Genomic DNA, 24,891 nt, shown 5'->3' with positions numbered 1-24,891 from the left:
ACCCTGGCCACCGCCGGGGTTTGTTGTTTCTTCCCCCACCGTTATCATCGCCGCATCTTGCGAGGGGATTTGTATGCTGAACGGCCTATGGCTCGGGTTTTTCGTGGTCGCGGCGATTTCTGCCCTGGCGCAGTGGCTCGTCGGGGGAAATGCGGGCGTTTTCGCTGCGATGGTCGAGAGCATCTTCGCCATGGCCAAGCTGTCCGTGGAGGTCATGGTGCTGCTATTCGGTACGCTGACCCTGTGGCTGGGTTTTCTCAACATTGCCGAGAAGGCCGGGATCGTCGACTGGCTCGGTAAAGTCCTCGCTCCGCTGTTTCATCGCCTGATGCCCGAAGTGCCCCGCGGTCATCCGGCCTTGGGCCTCATCACCCTCAACTTCGCCGCCAACGCACTGGGCCTGGACAACGCTGCCACGCCCATTGGCCTCAAGGCGATGCGCTCACTGCAAGAGCTCAATCCCAGTAAGACCATTGCCAGCAATGCACAAATCCTTTTTCTGGTGCTCAACGCCTCTTCGCTGACGTTGCTGCCGGTTACCATCTTTATGTATCGCGCCCAGCAAGGCGCCGCTGACCCTACCATGGTGTTTCTGCCGATACTGCTCGCGACCAGTGCGTCGACGCTGGTCGGGCTGTTATCGGTGGCGTTCATGCAGCGGCTCAAGCTGTGGGATCCGGTAGTGCTCGCTTACCTCATCCCCGGAGCGCTCCTGCTTGGCGGCTTCATGGCCGTGCTGGCTGGGCTGTCTGCCGCTGCGCTGTCCAGCCTCTCTTCGGTGCTGGGCAACATCACCCTGTTCGGCATCATCATGCTGTTTCTGGTGATCGGCGCACTGCGCAAGGTCAAGGTGTACGAAACCTTCGTTGAAGGGGCAAAAGAAGGCTTCGATGTCGCCAAAAATCTGCTGCCGTATCTGGTTGCGATGTTGTGCGCGGTGGGTGTGCTGCGTGCATCGGGCGCACTGGACTTCATCCTGGAAGGCGTTCGCCACGCGATACAGTGGCTGGGCATGGACACCCGCTTCGTTGATGCGCTGCCGACTGCACTGGTTAAACCATTTTCCGGCAGCGCCGCACGGGCAATGCTGATCGAAACCATGAAAACCCAAGGCGTCGACAGCTTCCCTGCACTCGTCGCAGCGACCATTCAGGGCAGCACTGAAACCACTTTCTACGTTCTGGCGGTGTATTTCGGCGCTGTGGGCATTCAACGGGCACGACACGCTGTAGGTTGCGCGCTGCTGGCGGAATTCGCCGGCGTCGTTGCTGCAATCGCCGTCTGCTACTGGTTCTTTGGCTCGGCAACGTAGCGCCGCTGGCCCTGCTCGACCGTCCACTGCAACACTTGGCCTGCCAGCGTATCGCTGGCCTGGCCGAACGCCGAAACAACCGCTGGTACTTGCTTGTCCGCCACCGGTTGGCGCACTTCAAACCGCCGGCTCGCCACAATCCGCTGACGGTCATCTGCAAGTCTTGCATCCAGACGAATCACCACCTCGATTGCCGATCCGACGTACTCGCTCTGAAACGCCTGCAGCTCGCCGCCCAATTCAAAGTCGGCCTGCAGGTTGCTGTCATCGGTGCTGATCGACGTGACGCGTCCGTCACGATAGAAGGCGTCGGTCAGTCGATTGCGCATCAGCAGCGGTGCCGGATCGCTCCAGCGCGCGCCTTTGTAGCTGCTGATGATATTGCCCTGAGGCACGACTGCGATCCGGGGGCTGTCCAGGGTTTCGCTCGACTTGGGCCGCACTACCCGCAACGACCACAGCATCGGCGTCGCTTCTCTGCTTGCCGACTGCGCTGCCGGCAAACGGTAAACATCCGAAGGCGGCTGTTCGGGCAGGATGGAGCAGGCGCTCAATGACAACAATGTCGCCGCCAACAACGGTGCAGTGAAAGACTGACCGACAAACCTCATGGCTCAAACTCCTTGTTCTTCTCGCTCCCCAGCAGGTAACCACTGGGATTGGCGTTCAGGCTCCGCGAGATGGTTTTCAACGAACTCAGGGTCTCACGTAACTCTCGAATGGCCGGACCCAATTCGCCCAGCCCCTGCAGGCCTTCGTTTACCGAATTCTGATTGGTCTTGAGCAGCGAATTGATGGTCTGGCTGCTTTGCTCAAGGGACTTCATGGTCTGTTGGGCGCTGGCCATGGTTTGCCTGCCGTCGCTGGTCAGCAGTTGGTTGGCATTGCGCATCAGCGTGGATGTCTGCTCCAGCGTTGCGCCGGCCTGCTTGCTCAATAGCGTCATCTGCTTCAGCGCCTGACGAATATCGTCGCGTTGATCGGCGATGGCCCCGGTGGTTTGCTCCAGGTGTTCAAGCGTGCGTGACAGGGTTTGCACGTTATTGGAGGAAAACATCGCGTTGGCGTTGTGCAGCAGCGTATTGGTCCCGCTCAGCAGGTCATCACTGTCGTTGAGCAACCGTGAAATGGGCGACGGCGAAGCGATAATCACCGGTAAGTTGCCGCCCTCACCTTTCAGCGCCTCGCTCTGCGGCGTGCCCCCGCTGAGCTGGATGAGCGACGTCCCGGTGATGCCGGCCAGCGCGAGCTTGGCGAACGTGTCGCGTTTGATGGGCGTTTCACCGGCGACGCGGATCTGCGCCAATACGCGGCGTGGGTCTTGGGGGTCAAGGCGCAACTGCACAACGTCGCCGACCTTGATCCCGCTGTATTGCACCGGGCTGCCGCGGGACAACCCGGTCACTGCTTCATTGAAGACGACCTGATAGTCCTTGAATGCGGAGTCGACACTGGACTTGGCCAGCCACAGGCCGAACAGCAAGGCAGCGGCGACCACGATGACCGTGAACAGGCCGATCAAAACGTGATGGGCGCGGGTTTCCATCATGAGACCTCGTGTGGGTGGGTGGCCGCTGAATAGGCCGAGCGGCCGCGCGGTCCGTGAAAGTACTCGTGAACCCAGGCGTCCTTGGTGGCGGACACCCGATCGATGCTGTCCGCGACCAGCACGCGCTTCTGCGCGAGCACGGCGACGCGGTCGGTGATTGTATAAAGCGTATCGAGATCGTGGGTGACCATGAATACGCTCAACCCCAACGCATCGCGCAAGGTCAGGATCAACTGGTCGAACGCGCCTGCGCCAATCGGATCGAGTCCGGCGGTGGGCTCGTCAAGAAACAGGATGTCCGGGTCCAGAGCCAACGCTCGCGCCAGCGCCGCCCGTTTGATCATGCCCCCTGATAGGGACGCCGGGTATTTGTGCGCGGCTGAAAGAGGCAACCCGGCCAGTGCCATCTTAATCCCGGCCAGGTGCTCCGCCTCTTCACGGCTCAGTCCGGCATGCTCGATCAGAGGCAATGCGACGTTCTCACTAATGGTCAGCGAGGAGAACAGCGCACCCTTCTGAAACAGTACGCCGAAACGTCGCTCAACCTGAGAGCGCGCTTTGTCGGGCAGATTCAGCAAGTCCTGACCCAGCACGCGGACGTTACCCGCCGCGGGCCGTTGCAGGCCGACGATGCTGCGCAGCAACACCGATTTGCCCGCACCAGAGCCGCCCACTACACCGAGTATCTCGCCGCGATACAGATCCAGGTCGAGGTTTTCATGCACCACTTGCGGTCCGAAACGATTGCTCAGGCCGCGGACCTCGATCACCGTTTCGACGGGTTGTACGCAACGTCGGGTCACCAGCCGATCTCCATGCAAAACATTGCCACCAGTGCGTCCAGCACGATCACTACAAAAATGGACTGCACCACGCTCGATGTGGTGTGAGCGCCTACTGACTCAGCGCTGCCTTCGACCTTGAAGCCTTCAAGACAACCGATGGCGGCGATGAAAAAAGCAAAAAGGGGCGCCTTGGCGATGCCCACAAGAAAGTGCTGCACCCCGATGTCGGCCTGCATTAACGACAGAAACATTGCCGGGGAAATACCGAGTGACAGCGCGCACACCACGCCACCGCCAACGATGCCGCAGATCATCGCGAGGAACGTCAGGATAGGAAGGGAGATGAGTAACGCCAGTACGCGGGGCAGCACCAGCAGCTCTGTAGGACTCAACCCCAGGGTCTGCAGAGCATCCAGCTCTTCGTTGGCCTTCATTGAGCCGATCTGCGCGGTGAAAGCACTGGCGGTGCGACCGGCCAACAGAATGGCGGTCAACAGCACCGCGAACTCGCGCAGGAACGAAAACCCGATCAAGTCCACTGTGAAAATGGTGGCGCCAAACGCTCTTAGCACGGTGGCGCCGAGAAAAGCCACGACGGCGCCGACCATGAACGTCAGCAGCGCTACGATGGGCGCAGCGTCCAGGCCGATTTGCTCAATGTGGGCGATAACGGAAGTGGTTCGCCAGCGCCTCGGACGAAACAGCATAGAGGCAAAGGTTTGCAGGATCAGCCCGATAAAACCCAGTAGTTGCAGGGTGTCCTTCCAGATCACGTCCACTGCTGCGCCGATCCGCGCCAGCAACTGCATGCCGACGGCAGCGTCGGGCTCTCGAACGGGCCTGCAATAGTCCGCCAATGCGCTCTGGATGGTTTGCATCAGCGCGCGGCTGGATTCCGGCAAATGGGGGGCCTGTACCGCGAGCAGTCGCAGGCGCTGTGCCCCCAGCAGCTCTACCAGCAGCGAGGCGCCGGCGGTATCCAGCGCGCCGAGCTCGTCCATGTCCACATCGGTGGTGGGCCCGAATCCTGCGCTCAAGGCGTCACTCTGGCGCCTGAGCTCGCGGTAGTGGGCGAGCGTCCAGTCTCCGCTGATCCGCAACCGTACGGGGTCGCTGGACGTGTCCATTGATAGGCGTCCCGCCGTCGTGGACGGGGGAGCCGCCGGGGTGTTCAGTAGTGTCATAGCGACGAGCTTAGTTGGTTTCGGCTGGCGCGGATGGGGTCTCTGCTGGCGCGCTGTTCCCCGGTTTTTTGGCAGCGCTGTCATCCGGTCCCACGGCGTCGGTGCCCGGTTTCAAACCTGCCGGCTTGGTCTTGTTGCGAGTGACCGCAGGTTGATCGCGTTCAGTCACCTCAAAGCGCAGCACACCGATCATTTGTCCGTCCTCGGTCAGTACCCTCACCTGCCATTTGCCAAGGACATCCGGCGGAAAATTCTGCTTGTGCGTCCAGGCCCGATAGCCTTCCTCACGGCCACCACGAATGTCTAGAGCAATACGCTCTATTTCCTCGCCGTTGTGGCGCCAGACGTGATAAATCCGCTCGTTCAGCCCGCGCGGTGCGTTGATCGAGGTGTACGCGTAAAGACCCGCGCTGCGCAACTGATTGACCCCGATCTCCTGAATGCTTTCGCCAGGCGTTCGGTTCTGGTTATCGAAGCGTGTGCTGATCGCGGCCTCGGTCAGCCAAAGCGTTGCCGGCGGCACCCAGAACCGCAGCAGCCAGCCCGCGCCGCCGATTGCCAGTGTCATCACTACCAGGCCGACGCCGCGCTTCCAGTTATTGATCGGGTAGCCCGAAGCCAGGCTCGGAAACGACAACAGCATGGCAATGCCCAGTGCCAGCTTGTAACTCTCGGCGGTGGTGAGGTGAACAATGATCGGCAGTGCCGTGAGCAACGCCGCGAACAGCGTCAGCGTATGCAGCCCCATGAACAGCCAGCGCCGCGGTGCCAGCCATTTGTAATACAGCGGATCGATGATCGAGATCAGGCCAGCTGCACCCAGCAGCCCGGTGAATGCCAGTTGGCCACTGTTCCAGGTGGTGGTCACGAAGAAAAATGGCAGGACGAAGAACAGGCTCTCCTGGTGAATCATTTGCGTTGCGTAGCGCAACAGCGGCTGGGGAATCTCGCGTTTGAACATCTTGGCGAACAACGCGACAGCGCTGTTTTCTACCATCAGCCAAATCCAGCTCACCAGAAGAATGACGGCGATCCACGTCGCCAGTTTGGCCTGGCGATCGACCAGAATGAAACTGCCGATGCCTGAGCAGAATCCGAAAAACGCGATCAGACCGGGATAACGCTTGATGAACTCCAGTACGCGCTGTACCAGCGTGTGCTGAATGATGGCGTTAATGTCTGGCATCTCGGAATGGCACTCTGGGTATTGGGGTTGAGAGGCAGCGCTGAACGAATCCAGCATGCCGGGTTGTTTCGTTAAAGCGGCCGCTTTTTGTAGGCGCGCCAGCGCCAGAGGACCAGCAACGCTAACACTGCGCTCAGTACCACGCCGATCCCATAGAGCTCGTCGTAGCTCAGCAATGGTTCTTCAACACGAACGTAACCCGGTTGTGCCAGCAATTGACGCATCGCCACGTTCGCCAGATCCAGGCTAACGCCCCGGGTGCGCTTGGCCGGATCCTGAAAGCGGCCATCGTCGTAGTCGTTCAAGGCTCCCCAGTAATAGTCGGCCAGCGCGCTGTTGCCTTGAACGGTCCAGGCCTGCTTGGCGATCGACGCCTGCTGCAGTCGCGCGAAGGTGGCCGGGTCCATGCCCTCCTTGCGCAGCCGCTGAAGCATTGCGCGCACCGCTGCGGTGGCCGGGTCCACGTCGTCACGGCTCAGGTCGGCATTGAGGCTAAGAAATCCGGTGTCACCGAAGGCTTCACGGTCAGCCCACGGGCCGTAAGAATAGCCTTTGTCCAGACGCAGTTCGCTGTAGAGCGCCCAGTCCAGATAGGCCTTCACCAGATCCCAGGTTTCGTCATGCTGCTCGCCCATGTCCGGCTCAGGAAAAAACAGATGCAGCTTCGCGCCATCGCCCAATGCACCGCGTACCAATGTCCGTTCAGGCTCTGCCTTTTCGGAAATCGAGCGGAGGGGAGGATGCTCAGTCGGATCGACAGCGTTGAGCTGGCCAAACGTGCGGTCCAGATACGCCGGCAGGAGCTTGTCGAGGTCTCCGACGATGATCAGGGTCATGTTGTTGGAGGCGTACCAGTTGTCGTGGATGTTCTCGACCTGCTCCAGGGTCAGATGATCAACCTCAGGCCGCTCCGGGCATTTGAGCCCCAGCTCGACAGCGAGTTGATTACCGGCCCCGTGGCCAACGTCGCGCTTGTCCAGCCAGCGTTGCAGATGTGAATAATGGCCACCGTCCTCACGAGCAACAATACGCTTGGCGGTGTCCAGGTTGGCCTGATTGAGCTGCGTATGGGTCAGCAAATTGAGTAACAGGTCGAGGACCTTGCGCTGGTTCTGGGCTGGGGCCTCGATGACAAAAGTCGTGTCGGTATTGCTGGTGAAAGCATTCCACTCGCCGCCGAGGGCCTGCATCTGCTGCTCAAGGCCGCCTTCCCCGCTGTTGTCGATCCCACTGAAAAGCAGATGCTCCAGCAGGTGCGGCAACTCCTTGTCCTCGCACTTGAAGTCGTCAAAGCCGATGCCCACCACAAGACGAATCGCAACGTGGCCTTTGTCCCCCGGCTTGAGCAGCAGTTGCAAACCATTGGGCAGCACATAGCCCTCGACCTGAAACCGGTCGAGTGCCATCGAAGAGAAGGATGTGAGAAACAAACAAACGAACAGCAGGCGACGCATCAAAACGGGCTTCCTTGCGGGCCGGTATGTGTAACAGACTTCACAACCGGCGCTGCGTTCACCTTCATCAGTCCGCTTGACTGTCGCTGGCCAAGGCACCTGTGTCGGAGGTTTCGAGGACCGCATAGGCGCTGCTGCAGAACAGCGAGTTCAGGCGTTTCATGTCAGAAATGAGCTCAAGGTGCAGAGAGCTGGTCTCGATACTCTGCACGATCTTGCGTTGCAGCCTGCTGACATGGGCGTGTGCCAGGCGGCGCTCCTGCGCGCGGAAGCGACGTTTCTCACGCAACAATTGACGCGCACTCTCCGGGTCGCCACTCAGGAACACCGACAAGCCCAGCCGTAGGTTCGCCATCAGTTGCTCGTGCAGTCCGGAGAGTTCTTCCAGACCGACATCGGAAAAAGACCGTCGTTGTGACGTCTTCTGCTGCTGCACCTTGCGCAACATGCGCTCTATGAGGCCACTGGCGAGCTCAAGGTTGATTGCCAGTTCGATGATCTCCGCCCAGCGGCGATTGTCCTGATCGCTTAGCTCATCACGCGGCATCTGCGCCAGATACAGCTTGATAGCGTTGTAAAGCACCTCGACATCATCATTGAGCCTGCGCACCTCCTGCGTCACGGCCGTCTGGTTGCCACGCAGGACTTCCTGCATGGCATTGAGCATGCTGTCTATCAGATCGCCCATGCGCAGGGTCTCACGCACTGCGTTCGCCAGCGCCAGGCTTGGCGTGGCCAGTGCGGTCAGGTCCAGATGTCGAGGCTTGGTCTGGCCGTTGATCTCAGCCTGCCGGGGCAGGATCGAGGCACACAGGCGGCCCATCGGGCCCACCGTCGGCAACATGATCAGGCAGCGCAGCGAGTTGTAGATCACATGGAAACTGATCACCAGGCTGGACGGGCTGACATTGAGTGTGTCCATCCACGCGACCAGTGGGGTGAGCAAGGGAGTGATGAGCACCAGGCCGATCAGTTTGTACAACAGGCTGCCTAGCGCAACTTGACGACCTGCGACGTTTTGCATGCTGGTGCTGAGGAACGCCAACAGACCGCTGCCGATGTTCGCACCAATGACCAGGCCGATCGCCACCGGCAGGCTTATGATTTCCGCGCCGGCGAGCGTCGCGGTCAACAACACGGCTGCGAGACTGGAGTAGGAAATCAGCGCGAACATCGCACCCACCAGAGCATCAAGCAGTAGGTCGCCGGTCAGTGACGCGAACAGTACCTTGACCCCGGCCGCCTGAGTGATGGGCGCCGCAGCGGTGACGATCAGTTGTAATGCCAGAATGATCAGGCCCAGACCGATGCCGACTCGACCCATTTGACCGATCCGGGTCTGCTTGCGCGAGAGAAAGAAGATCACGCCGAGGAAGATGAGCAGAGGTGACAGCCATGACAGGTCGAAGGTGAGGATTCGCGACATGACGGCCGTACCGACGTCGGCGCCGAGCATGATTGCCAGGGCGGGCGTCAGCCCCATCAGCCCCTGGCCTACGAATGACGTCACCAGCATCGCTGTGGCGTTACTGCTCTGCACGACTGCCGTTACGAGTATCCCCGCGACGAAAGCCAGCGGGCGCTTGGACATGTTTTGCCCGATGACGCGGCGCAGCTGCGAGCCATAGACGCGCAGAATGCCCGTACGAACGATATGTGTGCCCCAGATCAGCAGCGCGACGGCGGAAAGCAAATCGAGCAGGGTCAGCATATGGAGAGCCCCCTGTGGTTGCCCATTGGGCAAAGTTAAAGGTCCAGCGAGTAGTAAACGCAGGTATTGGTGACAGACCCGCAGCGTGCCCACTTAAGCTTTAGTTGGCCTGTGGCCCGAATGCCAGCATGGCACAGCGGATTATTCGTTGAAACAAAACTGTAACAAAACAAGGGGCTTGCGAGCAGCGCGTGATTAGGCCCGCAAAGAAAAAACGGGGCAATCGCCCCGTTTTGTTATCCCTCACACGATCAAGCTCACTGCTCTGGAACATCCTTGCGCAGCTTCGTCGGGTCCTGCATCGCACGCTTCTTCGCCACCGATGTGCGCATCTTTATGTTGATCGCCTCCACCGCCAGCGAGAACGCCATGGCGAAGTAGACGTAGCCTTTGGGCACGTGCACGTCGAACGATTCTGCGATCAGCACGGTGCCGACGACAATCAGGAACGACAACGCCAGCATTTTCAGCGAAGGGTGCTTCTCAATGAAGTCGCTGATAACGCCCGCGCATAGCATCATGATCAACACCGCCACGATGATCGCTGCGACCATCACGGGCACATGAGAAACCATGCCGACGGCCGTGATAACGGAGTCCAGCGAGAACACGATGTCGATGATCGCGATCTGGAGAATGGTGTACAGAAACATGCCGCCTTTGCCCTTGGGCTCGTCCGGCGTTTCTTCCTCTCCTTCCATGCCGTGGTAAATCTCTTGCGAGCTTTTCCACAGCAGAAACAGGCCACCGAAGAACAGAATCAGATCACGTCCGGAAATGCCCTGTCCCAGAACCACGAACAGATCGTCGGTCAGGCGCATGACCCACGTGATCGACAGCAGCAACAGAATCCGCGTCACCATTGCCAGCGCGAGGCCGAAGATCCGGGTGCGCGGCTGCATTGCCTTGGGCATGCGGCTGACCAGGATCGAGATCATGATGATGTTGTCGATGCCCAGAACGATTTCCAGAGCAGTCAGCGTGAAGAAAGCAACCCAGATCTCAGGGTTGGTCAGCCATTCCATTACGTATTCCTTTGAGCTTTTGTATTCCCACCGTCGCGACTGCGCCGCCGGGAGCGTTATGTTGCGTTATAGACTGCTGAACAGCGGGAAAATCCCCATCAGCAGCGCGGCGATCAAGATGCACACGCACACCAGCACGGCCCATTTGAGGGTGAAACGCTGATGATCACCGAATTCAATACCCGCCAGTGCAACCAGCAAGTAGGTTGACGGCACCAACGGACTCAACAGATGGACGGGCTGTCCGACGATCGAGGCACGTGCCATCTCCACCGGGCTGATGCCGTAATGCGACGCAGCTTCGGCCAGTACCGGGAGCACTCCATAGTAGAAGGCATCGTTGGACATGAAGAAGGTGAACGGCATGCTGACAACGGCGGTGATCACGGCGAGATAAGGCCCCATCGCCTCGGGAATCACAGCCAGCAGGCTCTTCGACATTGCATCGACCATTCCGGTGCCGGACAGGATACCGGTAAAAATCCCTGCAGCGAAAATCAGTCCGACCACTGCCAGCACGCTGCCGGCATGAGCGGCCACGCGGTCTTTCTGGGCTTGCAGGCAAGGATAGTTAACGATCATCGCGATGCTGAACGCGATCATGAACAGCACTGGCAGCGGCAGCAGGCCCATGATCAGCGCGACCATTAACACGAGGGTCAGTGCTGCGTTGAACCAGATCAGCTTCGGACGACGGGCTTCGGGGAACTGAGAAACGCTGATCTCGCTGTGATCGACCTCATCACCCGGCAAGTGCAGTTCACCCAAACGGGCGCGCTCGCGCTTACCGTAGAAGTAGGCGATGACCAGGATGGCCACGACGCCTGCAAGCATTGCCGGAATCATAGGTACGAAGATGTCAGACGGATCGACATGCAGGGCACTCGCCGCGCGTGCAGTCGGACCGCCCCATGGCGTCATGTTCATGACCCCGCCAGCCAGGATGATCAGGCCAGCCATAATGCGCGGGCTCATCCCCAGGCGGCTGTAAAGTGGCAGCATGGCCGCCACGCAGATCATGTAGGTCGTGGCGCCGTCACCGTCCAGCGAGACGACCAACGCCAGCACTGCGGTGCCGACCGACACTTTGACCGGGTCGCCTTTGACCAGTTTAAGAATCTTGCGCACGGCCGGGTCGAACAGGCCTGAATCGATCATCAGCGCAAAATAAAGGATGGCGAACATCAGCATCACGCCCGTTGGCGCAAGCTTGGTGATCCCGGCAAGCATCATTGGGCCGATTTCGGACGCAAAGCCGCCGAACAGGGCGAAGACAATAGGAACAATGATCAGGGCAATCAGCGCCGACAAGCGCTTGCTCATGATCAGGTACATGAAGGCGACGACCATGGCGAAGCCGAGGAAGGTCAACATAGCAATACTCCAGTGTTACGCGGCATGGGACAGACGAGAAGAGTCGATCAGCTCAGAACGAGCGGCGCGTAAAGTTGGGGAATTGCGCAGAGGTTTTGCGGGGCATATGCGAGCATCGGAAATCACCTGATTGTTGTTGTAGATGGGCCGGAGAACGTCATGCGCGTTCGTCCTGGCTGACCGGTCTGTTGCCGGCGGTGAGGTGATGCTAAAGGGAGAAGCTTTCAGCCAGCTTTCGTCGCCCAGATAGGGAGTGAGCGGAAGATGGAGTTATCGACCCCAATGCGCGGTCAGACCTGCATACATAATCCGGAGAGTGACCATGAGCGAATTGCAAACCGGCGGATGCCATTGCGGCAACCTGCGCTATCAACTCGATGCGCTTGTCGATGACGTTGCGCACTGTCACTGTTCGATTTGTCGGCGCACGTCCGGCGGCATCGTGATGACATGGACCAGTGTGCCGGTTGAGGCCTTCAAATGGCTGGCTGGAAGCCCTACAACGTATGACTCGGGCCCGACATGCGTACGGTATTTCTGCAACAACTGTGGCGCTCAGGTCGCCTTGTTCAGCCGCAACAGCCCGGAGATGATGGACGTAACCATTGCCACTCTGGATCACCCGGAGCTGACACCTGCCAACCGACATATCTGGACTGACAGCCGCTTGCCTTGGCTGCACGTGGATGAGCATCTGCCGGGGGAGCCTGAAGAAAGCGCGTGATCACGGTGGCCGCTTCAGCTTTTAAGGCAGCTCCAAGCCACCTGCCGCCTTGTGCAGTGCTCGCAAATGTTCGCCCACTTGCTTGAGATTCTCTTCGGACGCGGCTATCTCGGCGGCGCGGGCGGGGTCGAGTAGCGCCCTCACCTCTTTATCCAGATCGCCGCTGAGTCGCTGCAGCTGTTTCTGACGTTGGCTGCTTTCGTTTTCCAAACGCTGCCACTCACCTTCTTGCGGCAGCCCGTAGCCGCCACTCCCCAGCAGTTCGGCCGGACGGCTCAGGAATCCGCTATTCGCCAGTATGTCCTGCAGCGTGCCTGTTGCCTTTGATACGCCGTTGTCTTTCTGCTCCACAGCGCTCAGATATCGTTGCTTTACCTCATCTTGAGCCAGCAGCAGCTGACGACGCAGCCCGGCCTGTTCCAGTAGCAACATTGCGGCACTGGTGCGCAGGTCCGCCTGGGCGAAATACGGACGTCGCTCCTCAGCGGTCAATGCCAGCCAGTCTTCTACCGTGGTTTGCTTGACGTTCGTCGTCTTGCGCAGCACGTCGAACATAGCCTGGTAACGATCTCTGTAGGAATCGAAGCGGTAGCCCATGCGCAGTGCTTTCTTTGGATCGTCCAGCACGCTGGTGTCCGCCAGCCCCCTGCCCTTCAGCACTTCCAGCAGCCCGTTGGGCATGATGCTGTCCAGCCCGACAAGGCGCGGATCATGAGTACCGCTGCGCAACAGCTTCAAGTTTTCGACGGCGCAGTTGTTTGACAGGAACCAGTAGTCCCCGTCATAGGCCCAATGCATCTCCGCAGCGTGCTGAACCAGGCCGTTGATCTCCTCACGGGAAAGTTTGAGCGGTACTGAGGACAGGCTGCGCAGCTCAGTCTTGGTGTATTCATCGATCACCTGACCCAGCGGAAGGACGAACAGGCGCGACGGATACTTGCCAGTCAAGCCGCTCCAGCTCGACAGCTGCAGGTCGTTGACGAACGCGCGATACGACAACACGAGGTGTTGATCCAGATCCAGTCGGCAATCAGGTCCGCGTGGGCGACCAGGCTTGCAGATCACCAGCCGCAACATGCTGTGGCCCCAACGGCTGGCCAGGTTCTGATTGGCCTCTGCCAGCAGGTAGTCCACTTCGTACACGCGTTCGGGGTCAAGTTTGCCCAGCGGTTCACGAGCAAAATCGTTGCCGGCGTTGAGGTAAGGGTACGACGTCGGGCATTGCTCCTTCGCCTTCGGTGCCCAGTCGAACCGGGATTTGTAATAGTCGTACAGCGCCGGGCGGCGGCAGGCATAGGCAGGATCAAGGAGAAAGTACTCCATGTTCACTGCAACGAATTCCAGCGGGCTGGTGATCTCATAAATGTCGGGGCTGCGGGCGACCTGGCCGTTGCGATCCTCTCGTTCGCCACGGCGGCCGACGTACTGCGGCCATCCCGCCAGGTCCAGGAGGCGCGGATCATCGCTCAGCGTGAAGCGCCGGTCAGTTTGCCCCCGGCAGCTGTCACGCAAGCCGACCTTGCCCACGCTTTTACCCTGTCGGGCACATGCCACAATCAGCTTGCGGTCTTCGGGCGACCATAGCTGTGCGTGATCATAGATGTGGGTCAGCTCGTGCAGCACCGTGGCGAGCATTTCTTCGCGCACGGTGCCATGAGGACGGCTGGTTCGGGTCGTCGCAGCGCTGCCGTCAGTCAATCCGGCAAGCAGGTGCTGGTTCAGGTCCAGCCGATAGGGGCCGTCCGCTCGGCCGTAGGCATTGGACGGCATGTCGTCGGTCCAATGCACCTCAACCTTGCGATCGAGCTTGCTGACAAAGAGTGGCGGCAAATGCGCCATGGCTTCGTCCAGCAGTGTCTGGCTGGCCTTTTGTTGTGCAGGGCTAAGCCCGTCGGTATGAAGCGACAGGCTGAGGTCGGCGAAGGCATTCGTGCACATCAGCGACAGCGCCGACATCAGGAGCCAGACAGCAAGGCGTTTCACAGGGCGAGAATGGCCTCGGCGAGGTCCTGGTCGCTGGCGTTACGGGCTTCAGGCAAGCGGTCGCGCAGCGTGATGAAGGCTGCGTCGAGCAACGCCCCATGGATATCACCGTTGCTGGCGACATAGCTTGCGGCATCGTCACGGGCTTCAAGCACGAGCTTCCAGTTGCGCACCGACGACGTGGTGTCAGAGGTGAAGTCGATGCTGCGACCGAGGGCACGAACGACGATGTTACTGGTGGCCTTCAGGGTTTGTGCCTGTGCCATGTCTGTCAGCAAGAGCAAGCCAAGGGCGGCAGCGATCAATGGGGTACGCATGGAACCTCTCCAAAATACGGATGTGACTGGAAAAAAGTGACTATTGGACGAGGATTGCCTGCGCCAGTTCAAGATCGTCTGCATGAAGTTTTGGCTGGTACTGGCGTATGTAAGCCATCGCTGCCTGCAGCCGAGCCCCGCGCACGTGGCCATCAGTGGCAACAAACACCGCAGCATCGTCCTGAGCGGCAATGATCAACTTGCTGTCGAAGGGGCCGGTCGTTACCTGGCTGGTGGCATACCCGGTTTTGACCAGGCTCTGGGTAGTCACATCCAACGCCAGAGCGGGGGTCGAGATACTTATCGTGGCGGCAAAAACTGCCATTAGCCGAGTCAATAAAGGCATGGGAATTCAGGATCTGCGAAACGAGTCGCAAGGCTAGCGCAACGCCCGGGACAGGGCCAGCGCCGAGGCCCGGATATGCTCACGAGAAACCTGTCTCCAGGCTGAATCAGATGGCAAGAATCGCTTCGGCGAGCTGCGCATCGGACGCCTGCAGAGTCGGCGCGACCTCGCGGATGTGCTGCAGGGCGCCCTGGAGTTTAACGCCACGAATCTCGCCTTGGCTGGCAACGAAGCTTGCTGCGTCGTCGCGGGCGGCCAGGACGATTTTGTCGTCGTGAAAAGAGGACGAGATCTTGGAGGTCGCATTTGATGATGCGTCGAGAGCACGGACGATGGTGTCAGTGGTGACCACGAAGCTGGAAGCCTGGGCTCCCGTTGCAGCAACAATCAGGAAGGCAGCACTAAGCAGGCGAACGCGAGACATACGGGTACTCCAAAATAACAGGATTCAAAAATCATGGACCGTTTGCCTAAGCTCAGCGAGAGCTGACGCAGGTGCACAATTTTAGGTGGCGCAAGATTAGCTTATATCTGGGCCCGCTCACCATCACGGCTTGGGATATCGCGTGGTCATGTGAGCAGCGGTCCAATGTTTAGCCCCAATACACCTGCGCAACGGAGAACTGTATAGGTTAATCGCCGAGCTCTAAAAACTGTACCGGTATCGATCCCTAATACGACAAAACCCGCCAGCAAATGAATGCGGCGGGTTTCGTTTGAACAATTCGAGGTGCTGGCGAGAGGCTATTAGCCTGAAACCAGCGGGCGCTTAACTTAGCGCCAGAACGGCTTGCTCAGCTCTTCGTAACGCTGGGATTCGCTGATACCGGCATCGGCGAGCAAGCGTGCATCCAGACGAGCCAGTTGGTGGCGGCTGGACAGGCGGCGCTGCCATAGCATCAGGTTAGCGAACATGCGCAGCGGCAACGAGGCTTGTGCGGTTTTTGCGGTGTCTTCGTAGAACAGTTCGGAACTGAGGGTGCGTTCCATGATGCTTCTTCCTTCCGCTTGTGGCGGGATTAGAGAGTGACTTGATTGGTGACAATATTCCTCTCATCGTCCCCTTCTCTCTAGACACAGTTCATTTGTATTGCGCTGCTCCAGTTATCTGTTAGGCGCCACTGTTTTGTTCATAAGTGGGGCAACTGTACGGGTCTGCACCAATAGAGTGCTTTTCGTGCGCATTTGGCTTTAAAAAGCCTCTACTCTGCTGCTTAACGACCAGTACAGCAGTACAGTTTTTCTCAGATCGGAGAGCAGCTATTCCAACGCGTGAGCTGAGCGGTACTGCCACAACGCAACTGTACTGTCAGACCCCGATCATGCGTCCGGTCTCTTCAAGATTCAGGTGCCAGCTAAGCGCATCTCGCAAAACGTGCGGCGTGTGGCCACCGATCGCGCAGGCTCGGCGGAAGTAGTCATTCAGTGCATCCCGATACGCCGGGTGCACGCAGTTGTCGATGATGACTCGCGCCCGCTCACGCGGTGCAAGGCCACGCAAATCTGCCAAACCCACTTCTGTCACAAGGATATCTACGTCGTGCTCGGTGTGGTCCACGTGGCTAACCATGGGCACCACGCTCGAAATGGCGCCCGCCTTCGCAATAGACTTGGTTACGAAAATCGCCAGGTGAGCGTTTCGGGCAAAGTCACCGGAGCCGCCGATGCCATTCATCATCCGAGTGCCGCCGACGTGGGTCGAGTTAACGTTCCCATACAAATCGAATTCAAGCGCCGTGTTGATGGCGATGATACCCAACCGCCGCACTATTTCAGGATGATTGGAAATTTCCTGAGGACGCAATAACAGTTTGGATCTGTACTGCTCGAGATCGTCATAGAGCGCGGCGTGTTTGCGTTCGGACAATGTCATCGAACAGCCAGATGCGAAATCCAGCTTGCCCGCCTCAAACAAGTCGAAGGTTGAGTCTTGCAAGACCTCCGAGTACATCGTCATGCCGTGAAAGGGCGAATCGATCAGCCCGGTCATCACCGCATTTGCAATTGTGCCGACGCCAGCCTGCAACGGCATCAGCTGATTGGTCAGGCGGTTTAGCCGTACTTCGTTCTTGAAGAAGTCCACCAGATGCCCGGCGATGGCTTGGGTGTCGGTATCTGCGGGCAACACCGTTGACGGGGAGTCAGGTTGATTGCTGGTCACGATGCCGACGATTTTAGCCGGATCGATCTTTACGGCCTGTCCGCCGATCCGCGTATCAGTTTTGAGTACCGGAATCGGTAGACGTGTTGGTCGGTACGTGGGTATGTAAATGTCATGCAGCCCTTCAAGCGCCATTGGCTGTGCGAGATTGATCTCGACGATCACGTGCTCGGCCAAGATAGCGAAACTGGCAGAGTTGCCGACCGACGTGCTGAGCACCAAATGGCCCTCTTCGTTAATCGCCACGCATTCGATTACTGCGATATCCACTGCTTTTATCTGGCGATTGCGCAGCTGCTCAACTGTGTCAGACAGATGCTGATCAATGAACATCACGGTTCCGTCATTAATGGCTTTACGCAGGGTGCTGTCGACTTGAAATGGCATGCGACGTGACAGCACGCCTGCCTCAGTCAGCTGCTTATCCAGGTCGTTGCCCAAGCTGGCACCGGTCATCAGGCTGATCTTCAACGGTGTTGCCTTGGCCCGTTCAGCCAGTGCTTTGGGAACCGCCTTGGCCTCCCCGGCGCGCGTAAAACCGCTCATGCCGATGGTCATGCCATCCTTTATCAAGGACGCGGCGTCGGCGGCGCTCATAATCTTGCTCATCAACGAGGGCAGGCGGATGCGTTCACGGTGCATGGTATTGGGTCTCTAGACAAATTCATGGGGGAAGTCTAGAGATTTGGTCTGCGTGCGTCCCGCTACCAAGGTCGCATGAAGGGCTCTAATCAGGGCCTCTCAGTGAAAAACACTTTTACCTGATCTGTAAAAAACCCTCGGCCATGAAATGCGCCGAGGGTTTATAGACGAGCTCTTTTGAGCGCTAATCGATGGCTTTCACCATGTCTTCGATGACCTTCTTCGCATCGCCGAAAACCATCATGGTCTTGTCCAAGTAGAACAACTCGTTATCAAGCCCAGCGTAGCCGCTGGCCATGGAGCGTTTGTTGACGATGATTGTTTTGGCCTTGTACGCCTCAAGAATAGGCATACCGGCAATAGGTGATTTAGGGTCATTTTTAGCAGCCGGATTCACCACATCGTTAGCGCCGAGCACCAGAACAACGTCGGCCTGACCGAACTCGGAGTTGATGTCTTCCATTTCAAAGACCTGGTCATAAGGCACCTCGGCTTCTGCCAGCAGCACGTTCATATGCCCTGGCATCCGGCCAGCGACCGGGTGAATGGCGTACTTGACCGTCACTCCAGCGTGAGTCAGCTTTTCCGTCAGCTCTTTTAGGGCGTGTTGCGCTCGGGCGACCGCCAAACCGTAGCCCGGGACGATGATGACGGTATCGGCATTGGTCAGCAAAAAGGTCGCGTCATCAGCCGAACCGGATTTGACGGGACGGGCTTCCTTGGTGCCGCTGAGTGCGCTGATATCTGCGGTGCCACCGAAGCCGCCACCGATGACATTGAAGAAGGAGCGGTTCATGGCTTTACACATGATGTACGACAGAATCGCGCCAGACGAGCCAACCAGAGAGCCGGCGATGATCAGCATCGAGTTGTTCAGCGAGAAACCGATACCCGCCGCTGCCCAACCCGAATAACTGTTGAGCATCGACACCACAACCGGCATGTCCGCTCCGCCAATCGGGATGATGAGCAACACGCCGATCACGAATGCCAGTATCAACATGAGGCTGAACGCCAGCAGGCTCCCTGTGAGCATAAAGGTGAGACCCAACAGAAGCGTGGCCAGACCCAGCACCAGATTGAGGGTGTGTTGGCCGGTGAACTGCACCGGTGCGCCTTGAAACAGGCGGAACTTGTATTTGCCTGACAACTTGCCGAAAGCAATGACCGAGCCGGAAAAGGTGATTGCGCCGATGGCTGCGCCGAGAAACAGCTCCAAACGGTTGCCGGCAGGGATCGGATCGCCCAAGTGATGAACAATGCCCAGAGACTGCGGCTCCACCACCGCTGCAATCGCAATAAACACGGCTGCCAGGCCAATCATGCTGTGCATGAACGCCACCAGTTCCGGCATCTTGGTCATTTCCACGCGCTTGGCCATGATCGAACCAGCGGTACCCCCCACCAGCAAGCCGATCAGGATGTAACCAATACCAGCGCTGGCTCCGTCGGTGGACAGAGCGGCCAGTTTAAACACCAGTCCGATTGTGGTCAGCACGGCCAGCCCCATGCCCAGCATGCCGAACATGTTGCCCCGGCGGGACGTAGTCGGGTGAGACAAGCCCTTCAGTGCTTGAATAAAGCAAATGGCCGACACGAGATACAGCAAGGTCACAAGGTTCATGCTCATGACTTGGCCTCGTCTTTTGCCTTCGGCGCTTTCTTCTTGAACATCTCCAGCATGCGCCGGGTGACGAGGAAACCGCCAAAAACGTTAACTGCGGCAAGCGCAACGGCGAGTGTGCCCATGGTTTTGCCCAGCGGCGTCACAGTCAGCGCTGCAGCGAGCATTGCGCCGACGATGACAATGGCCGAGATAGCGTTAGTGACCGCCATTAGGGGCGTGTGCAGCGCAGGCGTCACGTTCCAGACCACGTGGTAGCCGACATAAATGGCCAAGACAAAGATGATCAGGTTGTAGACGCCGGGCGAGATGAACTCTTCCATTATTTTTATCCTCAGCCGTTATTGCGGATGACGTTGCCGTCACGGCACATCAGGCACGCCGCGACGATGTCGTCTTCGAGGTTGATCTGGAAGTGGCCTTCTTTATCGAAGAGCAGCTTCATGAAGTCCAGCAGATTGCGGGCGTACAGCGCCGAAGCATCCGCCGCAACGAGGGCAGGCAAATTGGTGTGGCCAACGATTGTCACGCCGTGCTCAACCACTACCTGATCGGCAACCGTCAGAGGGCAGTTCCCTCCCTGCGCTGCGGCCAGGTCGATGACGACTGACCCAGGCTTCATCTGCGCGACGGTTTCAGCGCTTAACAATGTGGGCGCCTTGCGACCGGGTATCAGCGCCGTGGTGATCACGATATCCGCCAGTTTGGCGCGCTCGTGAACGGCCACCGCTTGACGCTGCATCCAACTGGCCGGCATTGGACGGGCATAACCGCCCACGCCTACTGCGGCTTCCCGTTCCTCATCAGACTCATAAGGCACGTCAACAAACTTGGCCCCCAGAGACTCAATCTGCTCCTTAACCGCAGGACGCACGTCCGAGGCCTCTATGACTGCGCCCAGCCGCTTGGCGGTTGCGATCGCCTGCAGGCCCGCTACGCCGGCTCCAAGAACCAGCACGCGCGCAGCCTTCACAGTGCCTGCCGCAGTCATCAGCATCGGCATGAACCGCGGATAGTGATGCGCCGCCAACAGCACTGCTTTATAGCCGGCAATGTTGGCCTGGGACGACAGCACGTCGAGGCTCTGCGCGCGAGACGTACGTGGCGCTGCCTCCAGCGCAAATGCGGTGGCACCGCGCTCGGCTAGCCGTGCGATCGCATCGTTGTTGAAAGGATTGAGCATCCCTACGACCACTGCTCCTCTCTTTATCGCTGAGAGTTCAGCATCGCTGGGCGCGGCGACCTTCAATATCAGTTCGGCGCTGAATGCGTCAGTGGCGGTTCCAATCACTGCTCCGGCGGCCTCATAAGCGCTGTCAGTCACGCTCGCGGCAATCCCCGCGGTTGTTTGCACTGTAACCGTGTGACCCTGAGCGATGAGCTTTTTGACTGTTTCGGGGGTGGCAGCGACGCGGGTTTCACCCAGCTGGGTTTCGAGAGGGACTCCAATATGCACGTCAAATCTCCTGCGTGATCTTATTGTCTTTAATTAGGCCAGCGCGCGATGGCACGAGGGCTGGAATTGCGATCACTACGCCCGTTAAAACCGTCAGGCGCGGCATTTTGCAGGGGATACCGAGGGCCTTCAAGGATTTCTGTAACTGAACTAAAAATGTACTACAAGTCATCGCGTGACCATTAAGACCTACATGCGCTTAAGTGACTGATACTGAAAGGATTTGAGTGGAATTTTGGCTCTGATGAACCTTCTGACGAAGGTAGTCAGAAAAAAATCGCCAATTAGGCTACAGAGCCCTATTTGTATGACTATTGAAGCGCGGAGGCACAAATACTGAGGAGTCGTAAATGCGACAGATAAAGATATATGTAGGTTGACAGGTTTTAGCGCTACACCGCCGCCGACGGGTTGTAGTAGTCGTTCAGGGCAGCGAATAGGTCCCGGCTTGCTGAATCAGCCAGTCGCGGAACGCTTTCAGTGACGCCGATTCCGTCTTGCGCTCCGGAATCATCAAGTAGTACGCCTTCGTGCTCGACAATTGGTGAGGGTTGGCAATCACCAGGCGCTTCTCAGCCAGTTCATGCTGAATAAGAAATGGCGGGATCAGCGCCACACCCATGTCGTGCATGGCTGCCTGCGCGAGCATGGAGAAGAGCTCGTAACGCGGACCTGTCATGTCGCGGGCCACGCCCATTTCCAGCGAGTTGAACCACTGCCGCCAGGCATAGGGTCGAGTGGTCTGTTGGAGCAGCGGCATCTCGGCCAGCTCGTGAGGGCTGATGCTGTGTCTCGCATCAAGCAGCCTGGGGCTGCAGACCGGCATCGGGTTTTCGCCCATCAGTCTGTGGGATTCGGTACCGGACCAATCCGCATCACCAAAGTAAATCGCCGCATCGAATTCAGTGTCCGCGAATAAAAAAGGTCGTGTGCGGTTGGTCAAGTTGATAGTGACGTCAGGGTATTTCTTCTGAAAATCATTCAGGCGTGGAAGAAGCCATTGCGTGCCGAATGTTGGCACCACCGCGAGCTCAATGATGTTGACGCCCTGATGACCCATTACAGACAGCGTGTCGCGCTCAACGGCGTCGAGTTGTGTTGCGATGCGTCGGCTGTAGGAAAGGCCTGCCTCCGTGAGCTTCACACCTCGCCGTGAACGTCGAAACAGGCCTACATTCAGGAAATCTTCCAGGCTTGCGATTTGTCGGCAGATCGCGCTCTGGGTCAGCGAAAGCTCTTCGGCCGCCTTGGTAAAGCTCTCATGTCGCGCGGCTGCTTCGAAGCTCACCAGCGCAGCGGTGCTAGGGATTTTACGGCGCATGTACCTTTGCCTCACTAAGAACGACGGCTCGTGCAGCGCTTAACGCACTTCGGAGTGCGAAATTAGCACAACCTGATGCGGAATCGTCGTTTGTTCCACCGAGGGTTCAGGCCTAGGCTGGCTCTATTACACTCCGGGATGTCCGGAAGCGCATTCGTTGAGGAAAGGATAATGAACGGTAAGGCAAGTTTCAGCTGGATCGACCCCCTGTTGCTGGACCAGCAACTTACCGAAGAAGAGCGCATGGTTCGCGACAGTGCCGAGCAGTTCGCCAGGGACAAGCTTGCGCCACGTGTGCTCGAAGCCTTCCGTAATGAGAAGACAGATCCGGCGATCTTTCGCGAGATGGGTGAGATAGGTCTCCTTGGCGCGACAATCCCGGAGCAGTACGGCGGTAGCGGCCTTAACTATGTGTGCTACGGCTTGATCGCTCGCGAAGTCGAGCGCGTCGATTCCGGTTACCGCTCAATGATGAGCGTACAGTCATCACTGGTCATGGTGCCTATCAACGAGTTCGGCACTGAAGCTCAAAAGCAGAAGTACCTGCCAAAACTCGCGTCCGGTGAATGGATTGGCTGCTTCGGCCTTACCGAACCCAATCATGGGTCGGATCCCGGCGCGATGATCACCCGTGCTCGGAGCGTCGAAGGCGGCTACCGTCTGACCGGCAGCAAAATGTGGATCACCAACAGCCCGATCGCTGACGTTTTTGTTGTGTGGGGTAAAGACGACGCTGGGGACATCCGCGGCTTCGTGCTGGAAAAAGGCTGGCAGGGGCTTACGGCTCCCGCGATTCACGGCAAGGTTGGGCTTCGCGCTTCGATCACCGGTGAAATCGTCATGGACAACGTTTTTGTGCCGGAAGAAAACATCTTCCCGGACGTCCGAGGCCTTAAAGGGCCATTCACCTGCTTGAACTCTGCTCGTTACGGCATCTCCTGGGGCGCCTTGGGGGCTGCTGAATTTTGTTGGCACACCGCGCGTCAGTACACGCTGGATCGCCAGCAATTCGGTCGTCCGCTTGCGGCTAATCAGTTGATCCAGAAAAAGCTCGCAGATATGCAAACCGAGATCACATTGGCGCTCCAAGGGTGCTTGCGCCTGGGCCGCATGAAGGACGAAGGCACGGCAGCGGTCGAAATCACTTCCATCATGAAGCGCAACTCTTGTGGTAAATCTCTGGATATCGCGCGTATGGCGCGCGACATGCTCGGTGGCAATGGGATCTCTGACGAGTTCGGTATCGCCAGACATCTGGTCAACCTGGAGGTGGTCAACACGTATGAGGGCACCCATGACGTCCACGCGCTGATCCTTGGCCGGGCGCAGACCGGCATTCAGGCCTTCTATTAAGGAGCCTGCAATGGGCGCTTTATCGCATCTACGTGTACTGGATTTGTCTCGGGTCCTTGCAGGGCCCTGGGCGGGTCAGATACTGGCGGACCTGGGGGCCGAGGTGATCAAGATCGAGCGGCCTGGGACTGGTGACGACACGCGCGCGTGGGGGCCGCCTTTTTTGAAGGATGCGTGCGGAGAGGACACTTCCGAAGCGGCCTATTACCTTTCAGCCAACCGCAACAAGCAGTCTGTCACCATCGACTTTACCCAGCCTGGAGGGCAAAGGCTGGTCCGGGCGTTGGCGGCCAAGTCCGATATTGTGATCGAGAACTTCAAGGTTGGAGGATTGAAGGCTTACGGTCTCGATTACGAGGCGCTGCAGGTCGAGAATCCCAGGCTGATCTACTGCTCTATTACCGGTTTTGGGCAGACGGGGCCTTACGCCAAGCGTGCAGGTTACGACTTTATGATTCAGGGCCTCGGCGGGCTGATGAGCTTAACCGGCCGCGCCGAGAATGAGGATGGTGCCGGACCGGTCAAGGTCGGTGTGGCCCTTACAGATATCCTTACAGGGCTTTACTCGACCTCCGCCATCCTCGCTGCTTTAGCGCATCGTGATCAGGGTGGCCCGGGGCAGCATATCGATATGGCTCTGCTTGATGTGCAGGTGGCGTGTCTGGCGAACCAGGCGATGAATTACCTCACGACAGGAGTCTCGCCGAGGCGCTTGGGTAACGCGCACCCAAACATTGTGCCCTACCAGGATTTCCCTACGGCCGATGGAGACTTCATTCTTACGGTGGGCAACGATAACCAGTTTCGCAAATTTGCAGAAGTTGCAGGCCATCCCCAATGGGCTGAAGACCCTCGCTTCGCGAGTAACAAGGCTCGTGTTGCCCATCGTGCGGAGCTGATTCCACTCATCCGACAGGCCACAGTATTCAAGACCACCGCAGAATGGGTAACGGCGTTGGAGCGAGCGGGCGTGCCTTGCGGGCCTATCAATGATGTTGCCGAAGTGTTTGCTGACCCGCAGGTTCTGTCGCGCGGTCTGCAAGTTGAGTTGCCTCACTCATTGGGTGGTACGGTGCCTCAGGTTGCAAGTCCGATTCGCCTGTCCGCAACCCCCGTTGAATACCGCTATGCGCCGCCGTTGCTGGGGGAGCATACGTTGGAAGTGCTTGCCGGCGTGTTGGGATTGTCCAGTTCCGAAGTGAATGCTCTACGTGAGGCTGGCGTCCTTTAACAGGAGGCTGTCCGGGAGCCCATATAAACAGAAGGAAATTGCTGATTCTGCTGAAGTTTTACCTTTTTCACAAAAAGTTCAAATTAGGTGTTGACGCTCCTCTGGATCTGTCTATAATTCGCCCCACTTCCGGCGCAGACGAAACGGAAAACT

At 58.3% G+C, this 24,891-nt stretch carries 23 protein-coding genes; 4 read left to right on the top strand and 19 right to left on the bottom strand.

Annotation, left to right across the window (positions count from 1 at the left end):
* Positions 1-73 precede the first annotated feature (73 nt).
* Entirely contained in the window at positions 74-1,312 is a 1,239-nt protein-coding gene (locus QRN48_RS00115) for a spore maturation protein (RefSeq protein WP_191944269.1), read from the top strand.
* On the opposite strand, the gene QRN48_RS00110 is transcribed toward QRN48_RS00115, so the two are convergent.
* From QRN48_RS00110 to QRN48_RS00070, 9 genes are all read right to left on the bottom strand, one after another.
* A complete protein-coding gene (locus QRN48_RS00110) occupies positions 1,285-1,923 on the bottom strand; it encodes an ABC-type transport auxiliary lipoprotein family protein (protein ID WP_191944270.1) in 639 nt (212 codons plus the stop codon). The genes QRN48_RS00115 and QRN48_RS00110 overlap by 28 nt on opposite strands.
* Positions 1,920-2,858, bottom strand: coding sequence for an MlaD family protein (locus QRN48_RS00105; protein WP_037017127.1), 939 nt, complete (start codon positions 2,856-2,858; stop codon positions 1,920-1,922). Before QRN48_RS00105 ends, QRN48_RS00110 begins: the two co-directional genes overlap by 4 nt.
* Complete coding sequence (locus QRN48_RS00100; RefSeq protein WP_191944271.1) at positions 2,858-3,664, bottom strand: ABC transporter ATP-binding protein; 807 nt, start codon at positions 3,662-3,664, stop codon at positions 2,858-2,860. The genes QRN48_RS00105 and QRN48_RS00100 overlap by 1 nt, the downstream gene beginning before the upstream one ends.
* On the bottom strand, positions 3,661-4,830 hold the full coding sequence (locus tag QRN48_RS00095) for an ABC transporter permease (protein WP_191944272.1): 1,170 nt from the start codon (positions 4,828-4,830) through the stop codon (positions 3,661-3,663). The genes QRN48_RS00100 and QRN48_RS00095 overlap by 4 nt, the downstream gene beginning before the upstream one ends.
* Before the next feature lie 10 nt (positions 4,831-4,840).
* A complete protein-coding gene (locus QRN48_RS00090; RefSeq protein ID WP_037017136.1) occupies positions 4,841-6,016 on the bottom strand; it encodes a DUF5924 family protein in 1,176 nt (391 codons plus the stop codon).
* Between the two features lie 71 nt (positions 6,017-6,087).
* Positions 6,088-7,470: a M16 family metallopeptidase gene (locus QRN48_RS00085; RefSeq protein ID WP_191944273.1), complete on the bottom strand. Its 1,383-nt coding sequence runs from the start codon at positions 7,468-7,470 to the stop codon at positions 6,088-6,090.
* Positions 7,471-7,537: 67 nt separating this feature from the next.
* Positions 7,538-9,181, bottom strand: coding sequence for a Na/Pi cotransporter family protein (locus QRN48_RS00080; RefSeq protein ID WP_037017142.1), 1,644 nt, complete (start codon positions 9,179-9,181; stop codon positions 7,538-7,540).
* Between the two features lie 257 nt (positions 9,182-9,438).
* Positions 9,439-10,206 (bottom strand): TerC family protein, encoded by a 768-nt coding sequence (locus QRN48_RS00075; protein WP_037017145.1) that lies wholly within the window; start codon positions 10,204-10,206, stop codon positions 9,439-9,441.
* 66 nt (positions 10,207-10,272) lie between these two features.
* Positions 10,273-11,580, bottom strand: coding sequence for a CitMHS family transporter (locus tag QRN48_RS00070; protein ID WP_037017148.1), 1,308 nt, complete (start codon positions 11,578-11,580; stop codon positions 10,273-10,275).
* Positions 11,581-11,902: 322 nt separating this feature from the next.
* Between QRN48_RS00070 and QRN48_RS00065 the strand changes: the two genes are divergently transcribed.
* Positions 11,903-12,304, top strand: coding sequence for a GFA family protein (locus QRN48_RS00065; protein ID WP_191944274.1), 402 nt, complete (start codon positions 11,903-11,905; stop codon positions 12,302-12,304).
* A gap of 21 nt (positions 12,305-12,325) precedes the next feature.
* Here QRN48_RS00065 and QRN48_RS00060 read toward each other — a convergent pair whose 3' ends face one another.
* From QRN48_RS00060 to QRN48_RS00015, 10 genes are all read right to left on the bottom strand, one after another.
* On the bottom strand, positions 12,326-14,260 hold the full coding sequence (locus tag QRN48_RS00060) for a DUF7844 domain-containing protein (RefSeq protein WP_502944559.1): 1,935 nt from the start codon (positions 14,258-14,260) through the stop codon (positions 12,326-12,328).
* A 23-nt stretch (positions 14,261-14,283) separates the two neighbouring features.
* Positions 14,284-14,604: a DUF2388 domain-containing protein gene (locus QRN48_RS00055; RefSeq protein ID WP_037017155.1), complete on the bottom strand. Its 321-nt coding sequence runs from the start codon at positions 14,602-14,604 to the stop codon at positions 14,284-14,286.
* 40 nt (positions 14,605-14,644) lie between these two features.
* Positions 14,645-14,950: a DUF2388 domain-containing protein gene (locus QRN48_RS00050; protein WP_191944275.1), complete on the bottom strand. Its 306-nt coding sequence runs from the start codon at positions 14,948-14,950 to the stop codon at positions 14,645-14,647.
* Positions 14,951-15,056: 106 nt separating this feature from the next.
* Positions 15,057-15,374 (bottom strand): DUF2388 domain-containing protein, encoded by a 318-nt coding sequence (locus tag QRN48_RS00045; RefSeq protein WP_037017158.1) that lies wholly within the window; start codon positions 15,372-15,374, stop codon positions 15,057-15,059.
* A 350-nt stretch (positions 15,375-15,724) separates the two neighbouring features.
* Positions 15,725-15,940 carry a DUF1127 domain-containing protein gene (locus tag QRN48_RS00040; protein WP_037017159.1) on the bottom strand — a complete coding sequence of 72 codons (216 nt, stop codon included), beginning with the start codon at positions 15,938-15,940 and terminating at the stop codon, positions 15,725-15,727.
* 319 nt (positions 15,941-16,259) lie between these two features.
* Positions 16,260-17,753, bottom strand: coding sequence for a succinyl-CoA:acetate CoA-transferase ScpC (gene scpC / locus QRN48_RS00035; RefSeq protein ID WP_285348219.1), 1,494 nt, complete (start codon positions 17,751-17,753; stop codon positions 16,260-16,262).
* Positions 17,754-17,937: 184 nt separating this feature from the next.
* Positions 17,938-19,383: an NAD(P)(+) transhydrogenase (Re/Si-specific) subunit beta gene (locus QRN48_RS00030; protein ID WP_285348217.1), complete on the bottom strand. Its 1,446-nt coding sequence runs from the start codon at positions 19,381-19,383 to the stop codon at positions 17,938-17,940.
* Positions 19,380-19,700, bottom strand: coding sequence for an NAD(P) transhydrogenase subunit alpha part 2 (locus tag QRN48_RS00025; protein WP_037017162.1), 321 nt, complete (start codon positions 19,698-19,700; stop codon positions 19,380-19,382). Before QRN48_RS00025 ends, QRN48_RS00030 begins: the two co-directional genes overlap by 4 nt.
* An 11-nt stretch (positions 19,701-19,711) precedes the next feature.
* Positions 19,712-20,833, bottom strand: coding sequence for a Re/Si-specific NAD(P)(+) transhydrogenase subunit alpha (locus tag QRN48_RS00020; RefSeq protein WP_285348213.1), 1,122 nt, complete (start codon positions 20,831-20,833; stop codon positions 19,712-19,714).
* 424 nt (positions 20,834-21,257) lie between these two features.
* Positions 21,258-22,154, bottom strand: coding sequence for a LysR family transcriptional regulator (locus QRN48_RS00015; RefSeq protein ID WP_285348211.1), 897 nt, complete (start codon positions 22,152-22,154; stop codon positions 21,258-21,260).
* Positions 22,155-22,325: 171 nt separating this feature from the next.
* Between QRN48_RS00015 and QRN48_RS00010 the strand changes: the two genes are divergently transcribed.
* Positions 22,326-23,507 carry an acyl-CoA dehydrogenase gene (locus QRN48_RS00010; RefSeq protein ID WP_285348210.1) on the top strand — a complete coding sequence of 394 codons (1,182 nt, stop codon included), beginning with the start codon at positions 22,326-22,328 and terminating at the stop codon, positions 23,505-23,507.
* 10 nt (positions 23,508-23,517) lie between these two features.
* Positions 23,518-24,738 (top strand): CaiB/BaiF CoA transferase family protein, encoded by a 1,221-nt coding sequence (locus QRN48_RS00005; protein ID WP_285348209.1) that lies wholly within the window; start codon positions 23,518-23,520, stop codon positions 24,736-24,738.
* Positions 24,739-24,891 lie beyond the last annotated feature (153 nt).

Source organism: Pseudomonas sp. ME-P-057 (assembly GCF_030208975.1).
Lineage (GTDB): Bacteria > Pseudomonadota > Gammaproteobacteria > Pseudomonadales > Pseudomonadaceae > Aquipseudomonas > Aquipseudomonas lutea.
The sequence above is the reverse complement of the archived record's forward strand: the minus strand, read 5'-3'. Positions and strand labels throughout refer to the sequence as shown.

Excerpts from the sequence above, each read along its gene's own strand:
- QRN48_RS00115 (WP_191944269.1), top strand. The coding sequence starts at position 74 with ATGCTGAACGGCCTATGGCTCGGGTTTTTCGTGGTCGCGGCGATTTCT.
- QRN48_RS00110 (WP_191944270.1), bottom strand. The coding sequence starts at position 1,923 with ATGAGGTTTGTCGGTCAGTCTTTCACTGCACCGTTGTTGGCGGCGACA.
- QRN48_RS00105 (WP_037017127.1), bottom strand. The coding sequence starts at position 2,858 with ATGGAAACCCGCGCCCATCACGTTTTGATCGGCCTGTTCACGGTCATC.
- QRN48_RS00095 (WP_191944272.1), bottom strand. The coding sequence starts at position 4,830 with ATGACACTACTGAACACCCCGGCGGCTCCCCCGTCCACGACGGCGGGA.
- QRN48_RS00090 (WP_037017136.1), bottom strand. The coding sequence starts at position 6,016 with ATGCCAGACATTAACGCCATCATTCAGCACACGCTGGTACAGCGCGTA.
- QRN48_RS00085 (WP_191944273.1), bottom strand. The coding sequence starts at position 7,470 with ATGCGTCGCCTGCTGTTCGTTTGTTTGTTTCTCACATCCTTCTCTTCG.
- QRN48_RS00080 (WP_037017142.1), bottom strand. The coding sequence starts at position 9,181 with ATGCTGACCCTGCTCGATTTGCTTTCCGCCGTCGCGCTGCTGATCTGG.
- QRN48_RS00075 (WP_037017145.1), bottom strand. The coding sequence starts at position 10,206 with ATGGAATGGCTGACCAACCCTGAGATCTGGGTTGCTTTCTTCACGCTG.
- QRN48_RS00070 (WP_037017148.1), bottom strand. The coding sequence starts at position 11,580 with ATGTTGACCTTCCTCGGCTTCGCCATGGTCGTCGCCTTCATGTACCTG.
- QRN48_RS00065 (WP_191944274.1), top strand. The coding sequence starts at position 11,903 with ATGAGCGAATTGCAAACCGGCGGATGCCATTGCGGCAACCTGCGCTAT.
- QRN48_RS00060 (WP_502944559.1), bottom strand. The coding sequence starts at position 14,260 with ATGTCGGCGCTGTCGCTGATGTGCACGAATGCCTTCGCCGACCTCAGC.
- QRN48_RS00055 (WP_037017155.1), bottom strand. The coding sequence starts at position 14,604 with ATGCGTACCCCATTGATCGCTGCCGCCCTTGGCTTGCTCTTGCTGACA.
- QRN48_RS00050 (WP_191944275.1), bottom strand. The coding sequence starts at position 14,950 with ATGCCTTTATTGACTCGGCTAATGGCAGTTTTTGCCGCCACGATAAGT.
- QRN48_RS00045 (WP_037017158.1), bottom strand. The coding sequence starts at position 15,374 with ATGTCTCGCGTTCGCCTGCTTAGTGCTGCCTTCCTGATTGTTGCTGCA.
- QRN48_RS00040 (WP_037017159.1), bottom strand. The coding sequence starts at position 15,940 with ATGGAACGCACCCTCAGTTCCGAACTGTTCTACGAAGACACCGCAAAA.
- scpC (WP_285348219.1), bottom strand. The coding sequence starts at position 17,753 with ATGCACCGTGAACGCATCCGCCTGCCCTCGTTGATGAGCAAGATTATG.
- QRN48_RS00030 (WP_285348217.1), bottom strand. The coding sequence starts at position 19,383 with ATGAGCATGAACCTTGTGACCTTGCTGTATCTCGTGTCGGCCATTTGC.
- QRN48_RS00025 (WP_037017162.1), bottom strand. The coding sequence starts at position 19,700 with ATGGAAGAGTTCATCTCGCCCGGCGTCTACAACCTGATCATCTTTGTC.
- QRN48_RS00015 (WP_285348211.1), bottom strand. The coding sequence starts at position 22,154 with ATGCGCCGTAAAATCCCTAGCACCGCTGCGCTGGTGAGCTTCGAAGCA.
- QRN48_RS00010 (WP_285348210.1), top strand. The coding sequence starts at position 22,326 with ATGAACGGTAAGGCAAGTTTCAGCTGGATCGACCCCCTGTTGCTGGAC.
- QRN48_RS00005 (WP_285348209.1), top strand. The coding sequence starts at position 23,518 with ATGGGCGCTTTATCGCATCTACGTGTACTGGATTTGTCTCGGGTCCTT.